The organism is Nonomuraea aridisoli (assembly GCF_003236395.1).
Classification (GTDB): domain Bacteria; phylum Actinomycetota; class Actinomycetes; order Streptosporangiales; family Streptosporangiaceae; genus Nonomuraea; species Nonomuraea aridisoli.
Genome location: NZ_POUD01000237.1, coordinates 1 through 14,534, shown reverse-complemented (window position 1 = coordinate 14,534; position 14,534 = coordinate 1). Strand labels below are relative to the sequence as shown.

The 14,534-nt window shown below is 72.4% G+C and carries 15 protein-coding genes and 2 pseudogenes; 7 read left to right on the top strand and 10 right to left on the bottom strand.

Going from position 1 to position 14,534, the window contains the following annotated elements:
* Window positions 1–755, top strand: a 755-nt coding sequence (locus C1J01_RS37145) for an FAD-binding oxidoreductase (RefSeq protein WP_181449180.1), incomplete at its 5' end; no start/stop codon positions are given.
* A gap of 71 nt (window positions 756–826) precedes the next feature.
* Complete coding sequence (locus C1J01_RS37140) at window positions 827–1,861, top strand: ABC transporter substrate-binding protein (protein WP_111183645.1); 1,035 nt, start codon at window positions 827–829, stop codon at window positions 1,859–1,861.
* Between the two features lie 30 nt (window positions 1,862–1,891).
* Here the strand turns inward: C1J01_RS37140 and C1J01_RS37135 are convergent, their stop codons facing one another.
* The 6 genes from C1J01_RS37135 to C1J01_RS37110 form a co-directional block, all read right to left on the bottom strand.
* Window positions 1,892–2,374, bottom strand: a complete 483-nt coding sequence (locus C1J01_RS37135) for a metallophosphoesterase family protein (protein WP_111183644.1) — start codon at window positions 2,372–2,374, stop codon at window positions 1,892–1,894.
* 90 nt (window positions 2,375–2,464) lie between these two features.
* Window positions 2,465–3,037, bottom strand: coding sequence for a GNAT family N-acetyltransferase (locus tag C1J01_RS37130; protein ID WP_181449179.1), 573 nt, complete (start codon window positions 3,035–3,037; stop codon window positions 2,465–2,467).
* Window positions 3,010–3,729 carry an SRPBCC family protein gene (locus C1J01_RS37125; protein WP_111183642.1) on the bottom strand — a complete coding sequence of 240 codons (720 nt, stop codon included), beginning with the start codon at window positions 3,727–3,729 and terminating at the stop codon, window positions 3,010–3,012. Before C1J01_RS37125 ends, C1J01_RS37130 begins: the two co-directional genes overlap by 28 nt.
* A 1-nt stretch (window position 3,730) precedes the next feature.
* Window positions 3,731–4,315 (bottom strand): ArsR/SmtB family transcription factor, encoded by a 585-nt coding sequence (locus C1J01_RS37120; RefSeq protein WP_111183641.1) that lies wholly within the window; start codon window positions 4,313–4,315, stop codon window positions 3,731–3,733.
* Window positions 4,316–4,346: 31 nt separating this feature from the next.
* Window positions 4,347–5,579, bottom strand: a complete 1,233-nt coding sequence (locus C1J01_RS37115; protein ID WP_111183640.1) for an RNA polymerase sigma factor — start codon at window positions 5,577–5,579, stop codon at window positions 4,347–4,349.
* 4 nt (window positions 5,580–5,583) lie between these two features.
* On the bottom strand, window positions 5,584–6,531 hold the full coding sequence (locus tag C1J01_RS37110; RefSeq protein WP_111183639.1) for a DUF2332 domain-containing protein: 948 nt from the start codon (window positions 6,529–6,531) through the stop codon (window positions 5,584–5,586).
* 50 nt (window positions 6,532–6,581) lie between these two features.
* On the opposite strand from C1J01_RS37110, the gene C1J01_RS37105 reads away from it, so the two are divergent.
* Window positions 6,582–7,400 (top strand): nucleotidyltransferase domain-containing protein, encoded by an 819-nt coding sequence (locus C1J01_RS37105; protein WP_220040273.1) that lies wholly within the window; start codon window positions 6,582–6,584, stop codon window positions 7,398–7,400.
* 76 nt (window positions 7,401–7,476) lie between these two features.
* Here C1J01_RS37105 and C1J01_RS37100 read toward each other — a convergent pair whose 3' ends face one another.
* Window positions 7,477–8,241: a hypothetical protein gene (locus tag C1J01_RS37100; RefSeq protein WP_146615861.1), complete on the bottom strand. Its 765-nt coding sequence runs from the start codon at window positions 8,239–8,241 to the stop codon at window positions 7,477–7,479.
* 255 nt (window positions 8,242–8,496) lie between these two features.
* On the opposite strand from C1J01_RS37100, the gene C1J01_RS37095 reads away from it, so the two are divergent.
* Window positions 8,497–9,915 (top strand): M20/M25/M40 family metallo-hydrolase, encoded by a 1,419-nt coding sequence (locus C1J01_RS37095; RefSeq protein WP_111183637.1) that lies wholly within the window; start codon window positions 8,497–8,499, stop codon window positions 9,913–9,915.
* Between the two features lie 229 nt (window positions 9,916–10,144).
* Here C1J01_RS37095 and C1J01_RS37090 read toward each other — a convergent pair.
* Window positions 10,145–10,576, bottom strand: a pseudogene (locus tag C1J01_RS37090) (alpha/beta hydrolase); the annotation flags it as partial.
* A 52-nt stretch (window positions 10,577–10,628) separates the two neighbouring features.
* Window positions 10,629–11,018 carry a DUF6223 family protein gene (locus tag C1J01_RS37085; RefSeq protein WP_111183635.1) on the bottom strand — a complete coding sequence of 130 codons (390 nt, stop codon included), beginning with the start codon at window positions 11,016–11,018 and terminating at the stop codon, window positions 10,629–10,631.
* A gap of 215 nt (window positions 11,019–11,233) precedes the next feature.
* Here C1J01_RS37085 and C1J01_RS37080 point away from each other — a divergent pair, with 215 nt between their 5' ends.
* On the top strand, window positions 11,234–12,349 hold the full coding sequence (locus C1J01_RS37080; RefSeq protein ID WP_111183634.1) for a sensor histidine kinase: 1,116 nt from the start codon (window positions 11,234–11,236) through the stop codon (window positions 12,347–12,349).
* Window positions 12,346–13,002: a response regulator gene (locus tag C1J01_RS37075; protein WP_111183633.1), complete on the top strand. Its 657-nt coding sequence runs from the start codon at window positions 12,346–12,348 to the stop codon at window positions 13,000–13,002. Before C1J01_RS37080 ends, C1J01_RS37075 begins: the two co-directional genes overlap by 4 nt.
* A 7-nt stretch (window positions 13,003–13,009) precedes the next feature.
* Here the strand turns inward: C1J01_RS37075 and C1J01_RS37070 are convergent, their stop codons facing one another.
* Window positions 13,010–13,771, bottom strand: coding sequence for an SDR family oxidoreductase (locus C1J01_RS37070; protein ID WP_111183632.1), 762 nt, complete (start codon window positions 13,769–13,771; stop codon window positions 13,010–13,012).
* A gap of 200 nt (window positions 13,772–13,971) precedes the next feature.
* On the opposite strand from C1J01_RS37070, the pseudogene C1J01_RS37065 reads away from it, so the two are divergent.
* A pseudogene (locus tag C1J01_RS37065) lies at window positions 13,972–14,534 on the top strand (hypothetical protein); the annotation flags it as partial.

Below are 14,534 nucleotides of genomic sequence, written 5' to 3'. Positions count from 1 at the left end.
ACCCCGAGCTGTTCTGGGCGCTGCGCGGCGGCGGGGGCGGGTTCGGGGTGGTGACCGCGCTGGAGTTCCGGCTGTACCCGGTGCCGCAGGTGTACTCCGGGTTCGCGTACTTCCCCGTCGAGCGGGCGGCGGAGACCCTGGCGGCGTACCGGACGTGGATCGACGACGCCCCAGACGACCTCAGCACCGCCCTCGTGCTCAGGCGCATGCCCGCCGACGCGCCCGAGCAGGTCCGCGACCGCCACGTGCTGATGCTCAAGGTCGTGCACGCGGGCGAGGCCGCTGAGGCGCGCAGGCTGCTCGCGCCGCTGTGGCGGGCCGCCGGGCCGGCGTTGCTCGACGAGACCCGCACCACCGCGTACGCCGCCACGGCCATGGGCGGCACCCCCAACCGGCACATGGACATGTTCGACACCGTCCCCGAGGAGTTGATCGGCATCCTGCTGCGCGCCGCCGAGCGGGCGCAGACGGTGGAGATCCGGCACTGGGGCGGCGCCATGGGCCGCCCCGGACCGGACGCCGGACCGGTCAGCCACCGCTCCACCCGGCTGTCGGTCATCGTGGACACCCCGATGCCGGGGCTGGCCGAGGAGCTGCGGCCGTACGCGAACGGCGGGACGTTCCTCAACTTCCTGGCCGACCCCTCCCGGACGGCGGCGGCCTACACGGCGGCGGACCTGCGCAGGCTGCGCGAGGTCAAGCGAGCCTACGACCCCGACGGCTTCTTCCGCGTCGGCCACGTCGTCCCGGCCTGAACAAGGGATTTCCGGGTTAGGTAAGGCTAATCTAATATGCCGGGATAAAGCCTGCGCAAAGAGGAGCAACCATGGCCCATATCCCGCGACGTACCCTCGCCGTACTCGGCGCCGTCGTCCTGTTGGGCGCGGGCGCCTGCGGCACCACGGACGCGCCGCCCTCGGGAACGGCCGCCGCCACCGCCTCCTCCTCCGCACAAGGGCCCTGGACCTGGACCGACGACCGGGGCAAGCAGATCTCCGTGTCGCAGCGTCCGCAGCGCGTGGTCGCCCAGTCCAGCGCCGCGGCCGCCCTCTGGGACTTCGGCGTGCGTCCCGTCGCCGTCTTCGGCCCGCACCGCCTGAAGGACGGCGGGCGCGACCCAGAGGTGGGAGAGGTCGACATCACGAAGGTCGAGTCGATCGGCAACGTCTGGGGCGAGTTCAACGTCGAGAAGTACGCCTCGCTCCAGCCCGACCTGCTCGTGGCCGGCATGTACCAGAAGGACACCCTCTGGTACGTCCCGCCGGAGTCAGCCGAGGCCATCGACCAGATCGCCCCGACGGCCGGCGTGCAGCTCAGCGGCAGGCCCCTGGTCGACATCATCGAGAAGTACGGCGAGCTGGCCGCCGCGCTCGGCGCCGACCCCCAGGCCGCCCCCGTGGTGGAGGCGAAGAAGCGCTTCGAGGCCGCGAGCGCGGCCCTCAAGACCCTCGCCGCCGAGCGCCCGGACCTCTCGGTGATGATCGTCACCGGCACGCCCGAATCGTTGTACGTCGCGTACCTGCCCGACCACCCCGACATCAAGTACTGGGGCGAGCTCGGCCTGAACATCGTCTACCCGGAGCAGCCCACGGAGAGCGAGGGCGGCTTCTGGGAGGTGCTGAGCTGGGAGAACGCCGACAAGTACCAGGCCGACGTGATCCTCGTGGACGCCCGCGCGCAGTCGATGAAGATCGAGGAGATGGCGGAGAAGCCGACCTGGGCCCAGCTGCCCGCCGTCAAGGCCGGCCAGCTCTACCCCTGGCACGCCGCCGAGCGCTACAGCTACCTCGGCTACGCCCAGGTCATGGAGGAGCTCACGACCAACCTGGAGAAGTCACGCGACGACGTCGTCTCCGAATGAGACGTCACGTGACCGGACCAGAGTGAGGCGTCACGTGACCGGGACGATCTCCGCTCGCACGAGGACGCCCTCCTCGATGGTGAGCAGGCCGATCGTGCCGTGCGGCTGGCGGCGGCGGTCGGTGGGGGAGCCGGGGTTGAAGATGCGCAGGCCCTCGCCCGACTCGTCGAGCGGGATGTGCGAGTGACCGAAGACCACCAGGTCCGCGTGCGGGAAGCGGCGCCGCAGGCGGGCCGGCCGGCCCTTCGCCGGGCCGCTGTCGTGGATCATGCCGACCCGCAGGCCGCCGAGGGTCAGCTCCAGCGTCTCCGGCGCCTCGACGTCGGGGCCGTCGTTGTTGCCCTTGACGACGTGCACGGGCGCGTACGCGGCCAGCTCCGCCAGCACGGACGGCACGCAGACGTCACCAGCGTGCAGAATCACGTCCGCGTCGCGCAGGTGCTCCGCCACCCGCGGCGGGCACGAACGCCACCGCCGCGGCGCGTGCGTATCGGACAGCGCCACCACTCTCACACCATCACCCCCGCCCACCGTCGAACAGCACGATCACTCCCACGCCGTCGCCTCTGCTCGCCGTCGGACGGCGCGACCACCTGCACCCCGTCACCCCTGCCCACCGGACGCCGGTGCTCCCACCTCGTCTCTGAGCAGCGACCCGACCCAGGCGTTCACCCGGACGCCACGGTGGACCAGCCGGCTGCGCAGCGTCCCTTCGATCGTGAACCCGGCCTTCTCCGCGACCCGCCGTGAGGCCGTGTTCCCGACCTCGGCCCGCCACTCGATCAGCTCCAGCGGGCGGGCGGCGAAGGCCCACCGGCACGCCGCGACCACCGCCTGCGTCGCCACCTCACGCCCACGGGCCCGCGGGTCCACCCAGTAGCCGATCTCCGCCGTGCCGTCCTCCCGCAGCCCCAGGCCGACCCGCCCGAGCCGCTCACCCGTGCCCGCGTCCGCGGCCAGGAACTCCAGCCGCCGCCCGTCGCGCCAGCCGCCGATGGCGAGGGTCTCGACGAAGAAGGCGGCGTGTTCCGGCAGGTAGGGCGACGGCACACCGACGAAGTGCCGCACCACCGGGTCACACGAGACCTCGTAGACCCAAGGGATGTCGTCCGGGGTGAAAAGCCGCAGGGTCAGCCACCCGGCGTCGATCACGGCGCGTACAGGTCGTCCAGCCACGCCTTCCACCGCGGCCCCTCGCCGGCCGCGTCGCCGAAGAGCACGTGGGCGGCGATCATGGTGCCGCCGAAGCCCTGGAGGAAGCGGTAGAGCGCGTCGCCGGAGCGGATGCCGACGTTCTGGGAGTTGCGGTAGTAGACGACGCCCTCGACGCGGCCGGGGCCGAAGCGCACGCGGTCGCCGGGGGAGGGCGGCCCGCCCAGCGCGGCGTGCAGCCGCTCCCAGGCGCGCGGCCAGTCGTCCACCGGCGGGCCGAACTCGGTGACCGGCGTCGCCGTGCGGCCCGCGAAGTGCGTCAGGTATTCGACCAGCGTCGCGAACAACATCTCCAGGCCCCTGGACATGGCCTCGAACTCGTCCTGCCAGTCGTCGCCCGGCAGGAACCCGCTGGTCACCATGCGCACGAGCGTGCTGCCGCGGTCGCGGCCCTCGATCATGAACTCGTACGCCACGAAACGCCCGTCGTCGCCGCGCTCGCTGGTGTGGGAGAAGCGCTTGAGCGGCTCGGACTCGGTCACCGTGGACGGGGGCATCTCGACCGGTCCGAACGCGGTGCGCACGACCCCTTCGGCGACCTCGCTGCGGCCCATGAACCACGAGTCGATGCCCGGCCCCGTCGCGATGGCCTGCCACACCTCTTCGGGCGTCGCGCCGACCTCGGCCTCCAGGGGAAGCTCGAACTCCTGCCCCACGTCAGCGCTCCTTCACGGCCGGGTGGACGGCGACGACCAGACGATGGTCTCGCCCGCCTTCAGCGGATTCGTCATGATATTTGCTGACCAGGGCGGTCACGCACTGCGTGAGCTCCTCCGCGAACGCCGCCCGGTCCGCCGCCGAGGCGAAGCGCACCTCGCCGTCGAGGGCGAACGTCGCCACCCGCTTCTGCGCCTTGGCCGCCCCGGTGATGAGGGTGCCGACGTCGCGCACGAGCTGGGCGGCCAGCGCCAGCAGCCAGCGCGCCGACAGCCGGTCGGGCGAGCGCCCCGGGTCGGGCTGCACGGACGCGAGCGCGACCGGGGAGATCACGAAGGACGCGGCCGTGGCCTGCATCACCCGCTCGGTGACGTTGCCCTTCTTGCGCTCCTCGACCAGCTCGACCAGGCCGTGCCTCTCCAACGTGCGCAGATGGTAGTTGACCTTCTGCCTGGCCAGTCCGACCTTGGCCGCCAGGGACGTCGCCGAGCCCGGCTCCACCAGCTCGGCCAGCAGTTTCGACCGCATGGGGTCGAGCGACGCCTCGGCCGCCGCCGGGTCCTCGATCACCGCGACTTCGTGCATGCCAGCACCATCGCACCGAACAAAAAAGTTGTCAAGACTGCCGGGACGCCCGCTCCTCCAGGTAACGCCGCTCCGGCAGGCTCGTCGTCAGCCGCGCCGCCTCGCGGTAGGCGGCCACCGCCGCCGCCTCGTCACCCGCCATGTCCAGCAGATGAGCGCGTACGGAGGCCAGCCGGTGATGGCGCGCCATGCGCTCGTCGGCGGCCAGGTCGTCGAGCCGCTCGAGCCCCGCCCGCGGACCGTGCACCATGGCCACCGCCACCGCCTGGTTGAGCCGGACCACCGGGTTGTCCTCGATCGCCGCCAGCATGTCGTACAGCGCCAGGATCTGCGGCCAGTCGGTCTCCTTCGCCGTGGGCGCCTCGTCGTGCACCGCCGCGATGGCCGCCTGCAACTGGTACGGGCCCACCGGCGAACTCGACAGCGCCCCGGTGACCAGCGCGACGCCCTCCTCGACGAGCGCGCGGTCCCACAGCCCGCGATCCTGCTCCGCCAGCGGGATCAGCCGCCCGCCGGGGCCGGTGCGGGCGGGCCGGCGCGCCTCGGTGAGCAGCATGAGTGCCAGCAGCCCGGCGACCTCGCCGTCGTCCGGCAGCAGCCGGCGCACGGCCCTCGCCAGCCGGATCGCCTCCCGGGTCAGCTCCGGCCGGTGCAGGTCGGGCCCGGAGGTGGCTGTGTAGCCCTCGTTGAAGATCAGATACAGGACGTGCAGCACCACCCGCAGCCGCCCGCCCCGCTCACCCTCCGGCGGCATCCCGAACGTCGCCCCGGCCGCCTTGATGCGCTGCTTGGCCCGGCTGATGCGCTGCGCCATCGTCGCCTCCGGCACCAGGAACGCCCCGGCGATCTGCGCCGTGGTCAGCCCGCCCACGGCCCGCAGCGTGAGTGCGAGCTGCGAGGGCGGCGACAGCGCCGGATGGCAGCACAGGAACAGCAACGTCAGCGTGTCGTCCCGGTCGCCGTGGCGCTCGTCGCCGGGCGCGGGCGCCACGAACGCGTCGGCCGGCACGCTCACCGCGACGCTCTCCTCACGGCGCCGGCGCGCGTGCTCGCTGCGCACGTGGTCGACGACCCGGCGGGAGGCGACCGTGATGAGCCAGGCCCGCGGGTTGTCCGGCAGGCCGTCGCGGGGCCACTGGACGGCGGCGTCGAGCATCGCCTCCTGGACGGCGTCCTCGCAGGCGTCGAACTGCTCGTAGCGGCGCACGAGCGTGCCCAGCACCTGCGGGGTCAGCTCGCGCAGCAGGCTCTCGACGTCGGTCATCGGCTCATCCTAGAAGGGGCCCGAACCAGATGAGCTCCTGACCGTGCTGCCGGGTCCAGGCCAGCGGCCGGCCGTCGAGGGCGAGGAGGTGGTAGAGCGCTTCGCCGCGCGGCTCCGGCATCCCGGCGTGGGGCAGCACGGCCGGGGCCTCGTTGGCGATCCAGTGGCCGGGCAGGCCGCGTACGAGCTCGGTGAACGCGGCCCGCCGGGGCGGCGGCACGTGGTACAGCACCGAGCTGTGGAACACCACCAGCGTCGCCTCCGCCGGGGCTCGCGCGGCGAGGTCCGGCAGGTCGTCGACCAGGTCGCCGCGCACGAGCAGCGGCGGGTCCGCGGCGGCGACGGCCGCCGCCGCGCGCAGCCGGGCGCGACGGTGGGCGTGTTCGGGCCAGATGAGGGCGTCGAGCCAGGCGAGGTCGGCCGGGTCGGTCACGTCGAGCGGGTTCAGGTCGAGGCCGGCCCGCCACACCACGCGCGGCAGGTGGCCGGGCGGGGTCAGGCCGGTGAGCGCGCAGTCGAGGACGGGTTCGCCGGCGCCGACCAGCCGGTCGCCGTAGCGGTAGGCGTACCGGTCGGGGTAGAGGCACAGGCCCGCCGACGCGCCCACCTCCAGCAGCGCCAGCGGCTGCGGCAGCGCGGCGAGCACCGGCAGCAGGACGGCGCAGCGCCCGGCCTCGTTCGTCTGGGTGACGCGGGCGCGGATCTCGGCCTCCACCCGCGCCCAGTGCGCCAGCGCGTAGTCGCGGAACGCCGCCGGGTCCTCGACCGGCCCGCCGAGCAGCCGTACGACGCCGAACAGCAGATTCGGCTGCCGCTTGGCTGGCGGCAGCGCGTCGAGCCTGGCCAGCAGCGCGTCGTCGCGCGACACCGCGAACGCCAGCCGCTCGTACGTGGGCGACACCCCGTGCGCCTCCCGCACGGCGAACTCGGCATACGTCGAAGCCGTCGTCATACCCCCATGATCCCAGCCTCGCCTCCGCGAACCGGTCTAGGCTCGGGGCCGTGCCAGAACCCGATCTCGACGCGATCGCCGCCCGGCTGGCCGCGGTGCCCGGCGTGGTGGCCGTGGCGCTCGGCGGGAGCCGGGCCCGGGGAACCCATCGGCCCGACTCCGACATCGACCTCGGCCTCTACTACCGGGGCCGGCTCGCCGTCGAGGAACTGCGGGCGCTGGCCAGGGAGCTGACCGGTGAGGACACCGACGTGACCGAGCCGGGCGGCTGGGGCCCGTGGGTGAACGGCGGCGGCTGGCTCACCGTGGGCGGGTGGCACGTCGACTGGATCCTGCGCGACCTCGACCGGGTGCGCCGCGTCTGGCACGACTGCCGGCAGGGCCGTTACGAGATCGGCTTCCAGGTCGGTCACCCGCTCGGGTTCTACTCCCACGCCTACGCCGGGGAGGTGGCGCTGTGCCGGGTGCTCGCCGATCCGTCCGGCGAGCTGACCGCCCTGCGCGAGCAGGCCGCGCACTATCCGCCCGCGCTGCGGGACGCCCTGGTCGAGGGCCTGTGGGAGTGCGAGTTCTCCCTGGCCACCGCGCGGTACGCGGCCGCCGGCCGTGACCCGGCGTACGCGGCGGCGACGTTGTTCCGCGCGCTCGGCGTGGCCTGCCACGCCCTGCACGCGGCCGACGGCGTCTGGCTGATCAACGAGAAGGGCATGATCGCGTCGGCCGGCCGGCTGCCGTCGGCCCCGGACCGGTTCGCCGAGCGGGCGCAGGCGCTGCTCGCGGCGATCGGCGCCGTCCCTCGGGAGATCGGCCGCACCATCGACGCCACCACCGCCCTCGTCGCGGAGGTCCGCACCGCCTGCACCCTTTGAAATGCCTTTTCGACCCGGATATATGCGGTGGCCGGGCGAGTACGGCGGTGGATGGCATCCACACGGTCATGCCGCATCACCTCTTCTCCTCCAGGTGAACGACAGACCGCTTCGGCCGAGGTATCAAGAGCGCGATGGACATCGTCGCGCACGAGGCCCAGTAAACGGGGGCGTACCAGGGCGGCTCTTCCGGCCCGACCAGGGTGGCGCCGTATCGCCCCAGGTCGAAAGGCGTGTTCACCGAGGTGAAGACAAGCACCAGGAGGTACGGCAGGGCCAGCGCGATGGTCGGGGCAGGTTGACCGCGCACCAGCGCCAGACCGAACGTGATCATCGCAAGGGCGACGGAATACGCGAGCAGCGCGTCCGCGACGGCCGCCATGTTGGCCGCCGTTGTCTGGGCGCCTGCCCACAACGGATCCGATTCGTCCCTCCCCACAGCGATCAGCATCCCGTGCTCGATGCCCAGCCACCCCAGCCCGACCAGCAGCGGCCCCGCCCAGATGGCATGGCCGTCGCGTCCGTCCTCCGGGAGGATGCACAGCCCCGCGACGTACAGGCAGAGGGCGACCAGGGCCAGCACGGGCCGGACGATGCCCATCCACTCGGCTTCGTGGCCGCTCCAGCCGTGTCCGTGCGGATCCACGATCTGCCAGAGCCCCAACAGGTACGGCGGAGCCATGGCGATCGCCAGGATCCGTCCCCGAGACGAACCCCGCCGAACGAGCAGCGTCATGGCCACCGCCGGGCCGGACACCAGGAGGAAGAACCACCCCTCGCTGCGGATGACGGAGTCGACGGTGACCCGGGTGTCCCACGGGAACGAGATGACCTGCAGCACGAAGAGGACCAGGCCGACGGCGACCGACAGGCCGAGCAGTCCGGCGACGAGACCCCTCGATCTCGGTAACACCATCGGTCCTGCATACCAGCTTCCGCTCACCCGAGATAGTCCGCCGGCACATACACCCAGCTCAGCTGACGAATGGCGGCTGCCGTACTATTTACTGAAATTTGTCAAGCAATCTGGACGGCCCCTGTTCGGGCGCATATTTTCGGGGAGCCGGCATTTCGGCACCCTCGTAAAAGGAGCCCCATGGACCATCAGTCTGCCCAGGATCAGGGACTCACCCGGCGGCGTGCGCTCGCGGGAGCGGCGGCCCTCGGCACCACCCCGTTCGTCATCGGAACGGCCCCCGCGGCGTCGGCGTCGAGCGGCCGCGACGGCCGGGAGCCCACCGCCGACTTACGCCGCATGCTGCGCGAGATCAGCGCCGCCAACATCAGGCGGACGATCCTGAAGCTCGTCTCGTTCGGCACCCGCAACACCCTGTCCGCGCAGGACGACTCCACCCGCGGCATCGGCGCCGCCCGAGACTGGCTGTTCGAGGAGTTCAAGAAGGCCGCGGCGCCGTCCGGCGGACGCATGACCGTGGAACTGCAGACGTTCGTCCAGCCGGCCCAGCCGCCTCGGTACCCGCAGCCGACGCCGGTCACCAACGTCGTGGCGACGTTGCGCGGCGCCCAGACGGAGTCGGCCGGCCGCACCTACGTGGTGAGCGGCCACTACGACTCGATGCCGACGAGGGTCACCGACTTCCTCAGCGACGCGCCGGGCGCCAACGACGACGCCTCGGGCGTGGCCGCCGTGCTGGAGATGGCCAGGGTGATGGCGACTCGGACGTTCGACGCCACCATCGTCTTCATGGCCGTCGCGGGCGAGGAACAGGGCCTGTGGGGCTCCACCTACTTCGCCGAACAGGCCAGACAGCAGAACCTGAACATCGCCGGCATGTTCACCAACGACATCATCGGCAGCTCCATCGGCCAGAACGGCATCCGCGACCCGTACACGGTGCGGATCTTCGCCGAAGGGCTGGCGGAGACGCCGTCGGCGGCCGAGGCCGACTGGCGGCGGTTCGGCGGCGGCGAGACCGAGTCGGCCGCCCGCCAGCTCGCGCGGTTCGTCAAGGAGGTCGCCGAGAACGACGCGACCCGCATGCAGGTGAAGATGATCTACCGCCGTGACCGGTTCGGGCGGGGCGGCGACCACATGCCGTTCCTGGAGCGGGGGTATGCGGCGGCGCGGTTCACCGAGACCAACGAGGACTGGCGCCACCAGCACCAGGACGTCCGCGTCGAGGACGGCGTGCAGTTCGGCGACCTGCCGGAATACTGCGACTTCGACTACATCGCCCGGGTCGCCCGCGTGAACGCCATCTCGCTCGCCTCGCTGGCGCTCGCTCCCGCCGCTCCCGCCGGCGCCGTGCTGGACTCGGGCGGCTTCGACACCGACACCACACTCACCTGGATCGCCAACACCGAGCCCGATCTGGCCGGCTACGAGGTCGTGATGCGGGCGACGACGGAACCGGAATGGACGAAGACCATCGAGGTCGGCGACGTCACCACGGTCACCCTGAAGAACCTCTTCAAGGACAACCATTTCTTCGGCGTACGGGCGGTCGACAAGTCGGGCAACCGCAGCCCGGTGAGTTTCCCCGGCCGCGCCTGAGAACGGACGACGATTTCACTCTGGAAAAACTCTCCAGGGTGAAATCGATGGAGTGTCAGGTTCATTAAGCCTTTTCCGGGTCCGACAGCGCCTGGATGTTCTCAGCGCCTACAGCGGCGGAGGATGATCTCCATGAGCCGTTCCGGCGCACGCAGCGGCAGATAGTGGTCAGTCGCAGCCACGATCTCCAGGTGCGCACCGGGAATGCCCGCGGCGAGCCGGCGCGCGATCACGCCGATCTCCGGATGATCGTGATCGCCGACGACGACGGTGGTGGGCACCGTGACCCGATCGAGGAGCTCGACGGCGCCCACCGCCGAGAAGCGGACGTGGCCCTTCTCGGCGGACGCCCGCACCTTGGCGTTCTCGGTGACCATGCCCGCGATCGCCGCGTATCCCGGCGCCCGGTCGCCCAGCGAGGCCCACACGGCGAGCTCCGTCTCGGCCAGGCGGGCGGCATCGTTCCCGCGGTCCGCTGCCATGTAGGCGTCTCGGGAGAGCGCGGCCAGTCGTGGCCGCTCGCCGACGCCGCGACGAGGACCAGCGATCGCACCCGTTCCGGGTGCTCCAAGGTGAAGTCGAGCGCGACCTCGCCGCCCATGCTCAGCCCGACCAGTGCGGCGCGCTCGATGCCGAAGTGGTCGAGGAGCGCGAGCAGGTCGTCCTCGTAGCGGAGCGACGGGGACGTACTCGATCGTCATAGGGCGATTCGATCACGCTCGTCCTGCTCCACCTCTACCGGTCCCGCTGGTGGCCGCGGTGCGGCGGGAGCGGGCCAGGGCCAGCCCGCCGAGGGCCGTGGCGATGAGCCCCACCACCAGGGCCACGTAGCCGCCGACGATCCCGTAGCCGGTGCCCGGGCCGCCCTCGGCGGCGGCCACGACCAGCCCGCCGATGACCGCGCCGGCCGACCCCGTCACCAGCGCCACGACGGCGCTCCTTCTCACGGAGCGACCACCGGCGCGGGCCAGAGCGAGCCCGCCGACGACCGCGCCGGCCAGCCCCAGCAGCGCGGCGACGAGGGACCAGAGACGGCCGGCGCTCATGGCGTACGCACCGGCGGGGTCCAGCAGGACCGAGATCAGGGCGGATCGGACGGACATGAGGTGCTCCTTCTCCTGCGACTGGACGTGGTCCGAGCATGTCCGCCGGACCCACTGCCCGTCGTCCGCCGCGGGCGGGCGCTTCGTGCTGCCGCCGATGCGGCAGCCGGCTGCCGCGGCCGCCGCAGGAGCCGGGAGAATACCGCGCGTGCGGTAGCCGGCCGATACTCCGCCGGCAGGAGTCGCCCGCGCGGACATCCGGCTAAGGTGCGCGCATGAGCACACGGTGGTCCGGCGTCACGGACTGGTTGATCGCCGTCGGCGTGGCGGCGACGCTGCTGGTCACCGGGCTGTCCGGCCCGCGCCCCGCCACGGACCTCGACCTGCTCGGCTACGCGCTGCTGGTGGCCGGCGGCCTGGCGCTGGTCGCGCGCCGCCGCGCTCCGGTGGCCGTGCTGGCCGTCACCGGGCTGTGCGCGCTGGGTCACCAGGCGGCCGGGTTCGACGTGCCCGCCGTCGCGTACCTGGTCGCGGTGTACACGGCCGTGCGGGCGGGACACCGCGCCATCACGGTGGGGGCGAGCGTGGTCATGCTGGCCGTTCTGCCCCTGGCGGCCCTGGTCTCGGGCCTGCAGGACACGGGGGAGGCGTTCGCGCAGGCCCGGGGCGCGCTCGAGCTGGCCTGGCTGATCGCGGCCGGTGCCGCCGGCGAGGCGCTGCGGCAGGCGGAGCGGCGGGCGGAGGAGGCCGAGCGCACCAGGGAGGAGACCGCGCGGCGCCGCGCCGACGAGGAGCGGCTGCACATCGCGCGGGAGCTGCACGATTCGCTCACCCACCAGATCTCGATCATCAAGGTGCAGGCCGAAGTCGCCGTCCACGTGGCCCGCAGGCGCGGCGAACAGGTGCCGGACGCGCTGCTCGCGATCCAGGAGGCCGGACGTGAGGCGGCCCGGGAGCTGCGCGCGACCCTGCAGGCGCTGCGCGACGACGACACGACCCCGCCGCGCGGGCTCGACGACGTCCAGGAGCTGGTGGAACGGGCCCGCGCCATCGGCCTGGACACGACGCTGAGCATCGAAGGGCGGCGACCCGACGTGCCGGCCGCGGTGAGCCGGACCGTCTACCGCATCGTCCAGGAGTCGCTCACCAACATCGCCCGGCACGCCGCCGCCGCGACCGCGTCGGTCCGGATCGACTGCCGGCCGGACGCCGTCGCGATCCGCGTCGACGACGACGGCAAGGCCACCCCGGACACCGTCCCCGTGCCCGGCGTCGGGCTGACCGGGATGCGCGAACGCGTCACCGCCCTGGGCGGCCGCCTGCGCGCGGGGCCGCGCGGTGAGGGGGGCTTCACCGTCCAGGCCGAGCTTCCCGTGGAGCGGACGCCGTGATCCGCGTCGTGCTGGTCGACGACCAGCCGCTGCTGCGCAGCGGATTCCGCGCGCTGCTCGACCTCGAGGACGACATCGAGGTGGTGGCCGAGGCCGGCGACGGCCTGGAGGGCCTGGCCCCGGTCAGGCGGCACCTGCCCGACGTCGCCCTCGTCGACGTCCAGATGCCGGTCGTCGACGGCATCGAGGCGACCCGGCGCATCGCCGCCGACCCCGCCCTGGCCGGCGTGCACGTCGTCATCCTGACCAACTACGGCTTCGACGAGTACGTCTTCGACGCGCTGCGCGCCGGCGCGGCCGGATTCCTGGTCAAGGACATCGTGCCCGAAGACCTCCTGCACGCCGTGCGCGTCGCCGCGCGTGGCGACGCGCTGCTCGCCCCGTCGATCACCCGCAAGCTCATCGACAGGTACGTCACCCAGCCGGTCGCCACCGGCGCCGGGCTGGACGAGCTCACCAACCGCGAACGCGAGGCCGTCGCGCTGGTCGCGCGGGGCCTGTCCAACGACCAGATCGCGGACCACATGGTGATCAGCCCGCTGACCGCCAAGACCCACGTCAACCGCGCCATGGCCAAGCTGCACGCCCGCGACCGCGCCCAGCTCGTGGTCTTCGCCTACGAGTCCGGCCTGGTCGTCCCGCCCGGCTCGTGACCTCCCGTTACCAGGGCACCGGGCCGTCCGTGTTGAAGAACCCGGCGGTCGGCCCGCCGGCGTCGAGCGTGGCCAGGCGCACCACGGCCGCGGCGCCCTGCGCGGGGGTGAGGTAGCCGGTGTGGTCGTTGATCTCCGTGTCGACGAAGCCGGGGTCGGCGGCGTTGACCAGGAAGCCGTCCTTGCGCAACTCGTTGGCGTACTGCACGGTCAGCGCGTTCAGGGCGGTCTTGGACGGCGAGTACGCGGCCGACGCCACCAGATCCGCCAGCGGGCCGCCCGGGTCGGCGGCGATGGTCAGCGAGCCGGCGGAGCTGCTGACGTTCACGATGCGCGGCGCCGGCGAGCGCCGCAGCAGGGGCAGCATGGCGTTGGTCACCGCGATCACCCCGAAGACGTTGGTCTCGAACACCGCCCGGACCATGTCCAGGTCGACGGAGCTCGGGATCTGGTCGACGGCCGCTTCGGGGGAGACCCTCCCGGAACCGGTGATACCGGCGTTGTTGACCAGCACGTCGAGCCGGCCGAAGCGCTCCTCGACCAGCCTCGCGGCCTGCTGGACGGTGTCCGGGGCGGTGACGTCGAGAGTGACGGCGTGCGCGTCGCCGCCGTCCGCCCGCACCGCCGCGGCGGCCCCCTCTCCGAGCCGCGGGTTCCTGGCGCCGATCAGCACCGTCATGCCCAGCTCGGCGAGCCGCTCGGCGGTCGCGCGGCCGATGCCCTTGTTGGCTCCCGTGATCAACGCCACCTGTGGGGTGTGCTCGTTCATGCCCAAGCTCCTGTCCGAAAGGGTCTGTCGCCCTTGCGACGAGACAGCTGGACCTTCTGTGACATGCCAGGAACGGGGAAGCGACGCGACGGTGATCAACTATGTCCTGTTTTGAGACATGAGCGACACCAGGCGACCGGACATCCGAAATATCTTGCTCCCGGCCGTACCCGCGGCTGACCAGCGATGTTAGGAGCGAGATGCTCAAGCGAACGCGGTGGGGGTTAACCTTCCTCGCCGTCACGACCACGGTGCTGACCGCCGTGCCGGACACCCCGGCCACGGCTGACGCGGCGCCGTCCGGCACGGGGGAGACGTACACCGTCACCCTGCTCACGGGCGACGTGGTGACCGTCAGGCCGACGGGGGGCCGGTGTCCCGCGGTCTCGGTGGAGCCGGCCGAGCCGAACGGGGTGATCCGGCGCAGCTGCGGGCCCGACGGGCACGTACGGGTGATCCCCGCCCGGGTCGCGGCGCAGGTCGGCACCGTCCTCGACCCGGCGCTCTTCGACGTCACCGCGCTGATCGCCGACGGCTACGACGACGCGCGCACGCAGGAGATCCCCGTGATCGTACGGCCGGCCGGGCAGGCGCGCGTGGCCGCCCTCGCCGGCGTACGGGCGCTGCCGAGCATCGGCTCGGTCGCCGGCCACGTCCCCAAGAAGAAGGCGGCCGCCGCGAAGCGGACCGCGCAGTCGCTGCTCGCCGACGCCGAGAAGGTCTGGCTCGACCGCCGCGTCCGCGCCACCTCCCTCCCCGCCAC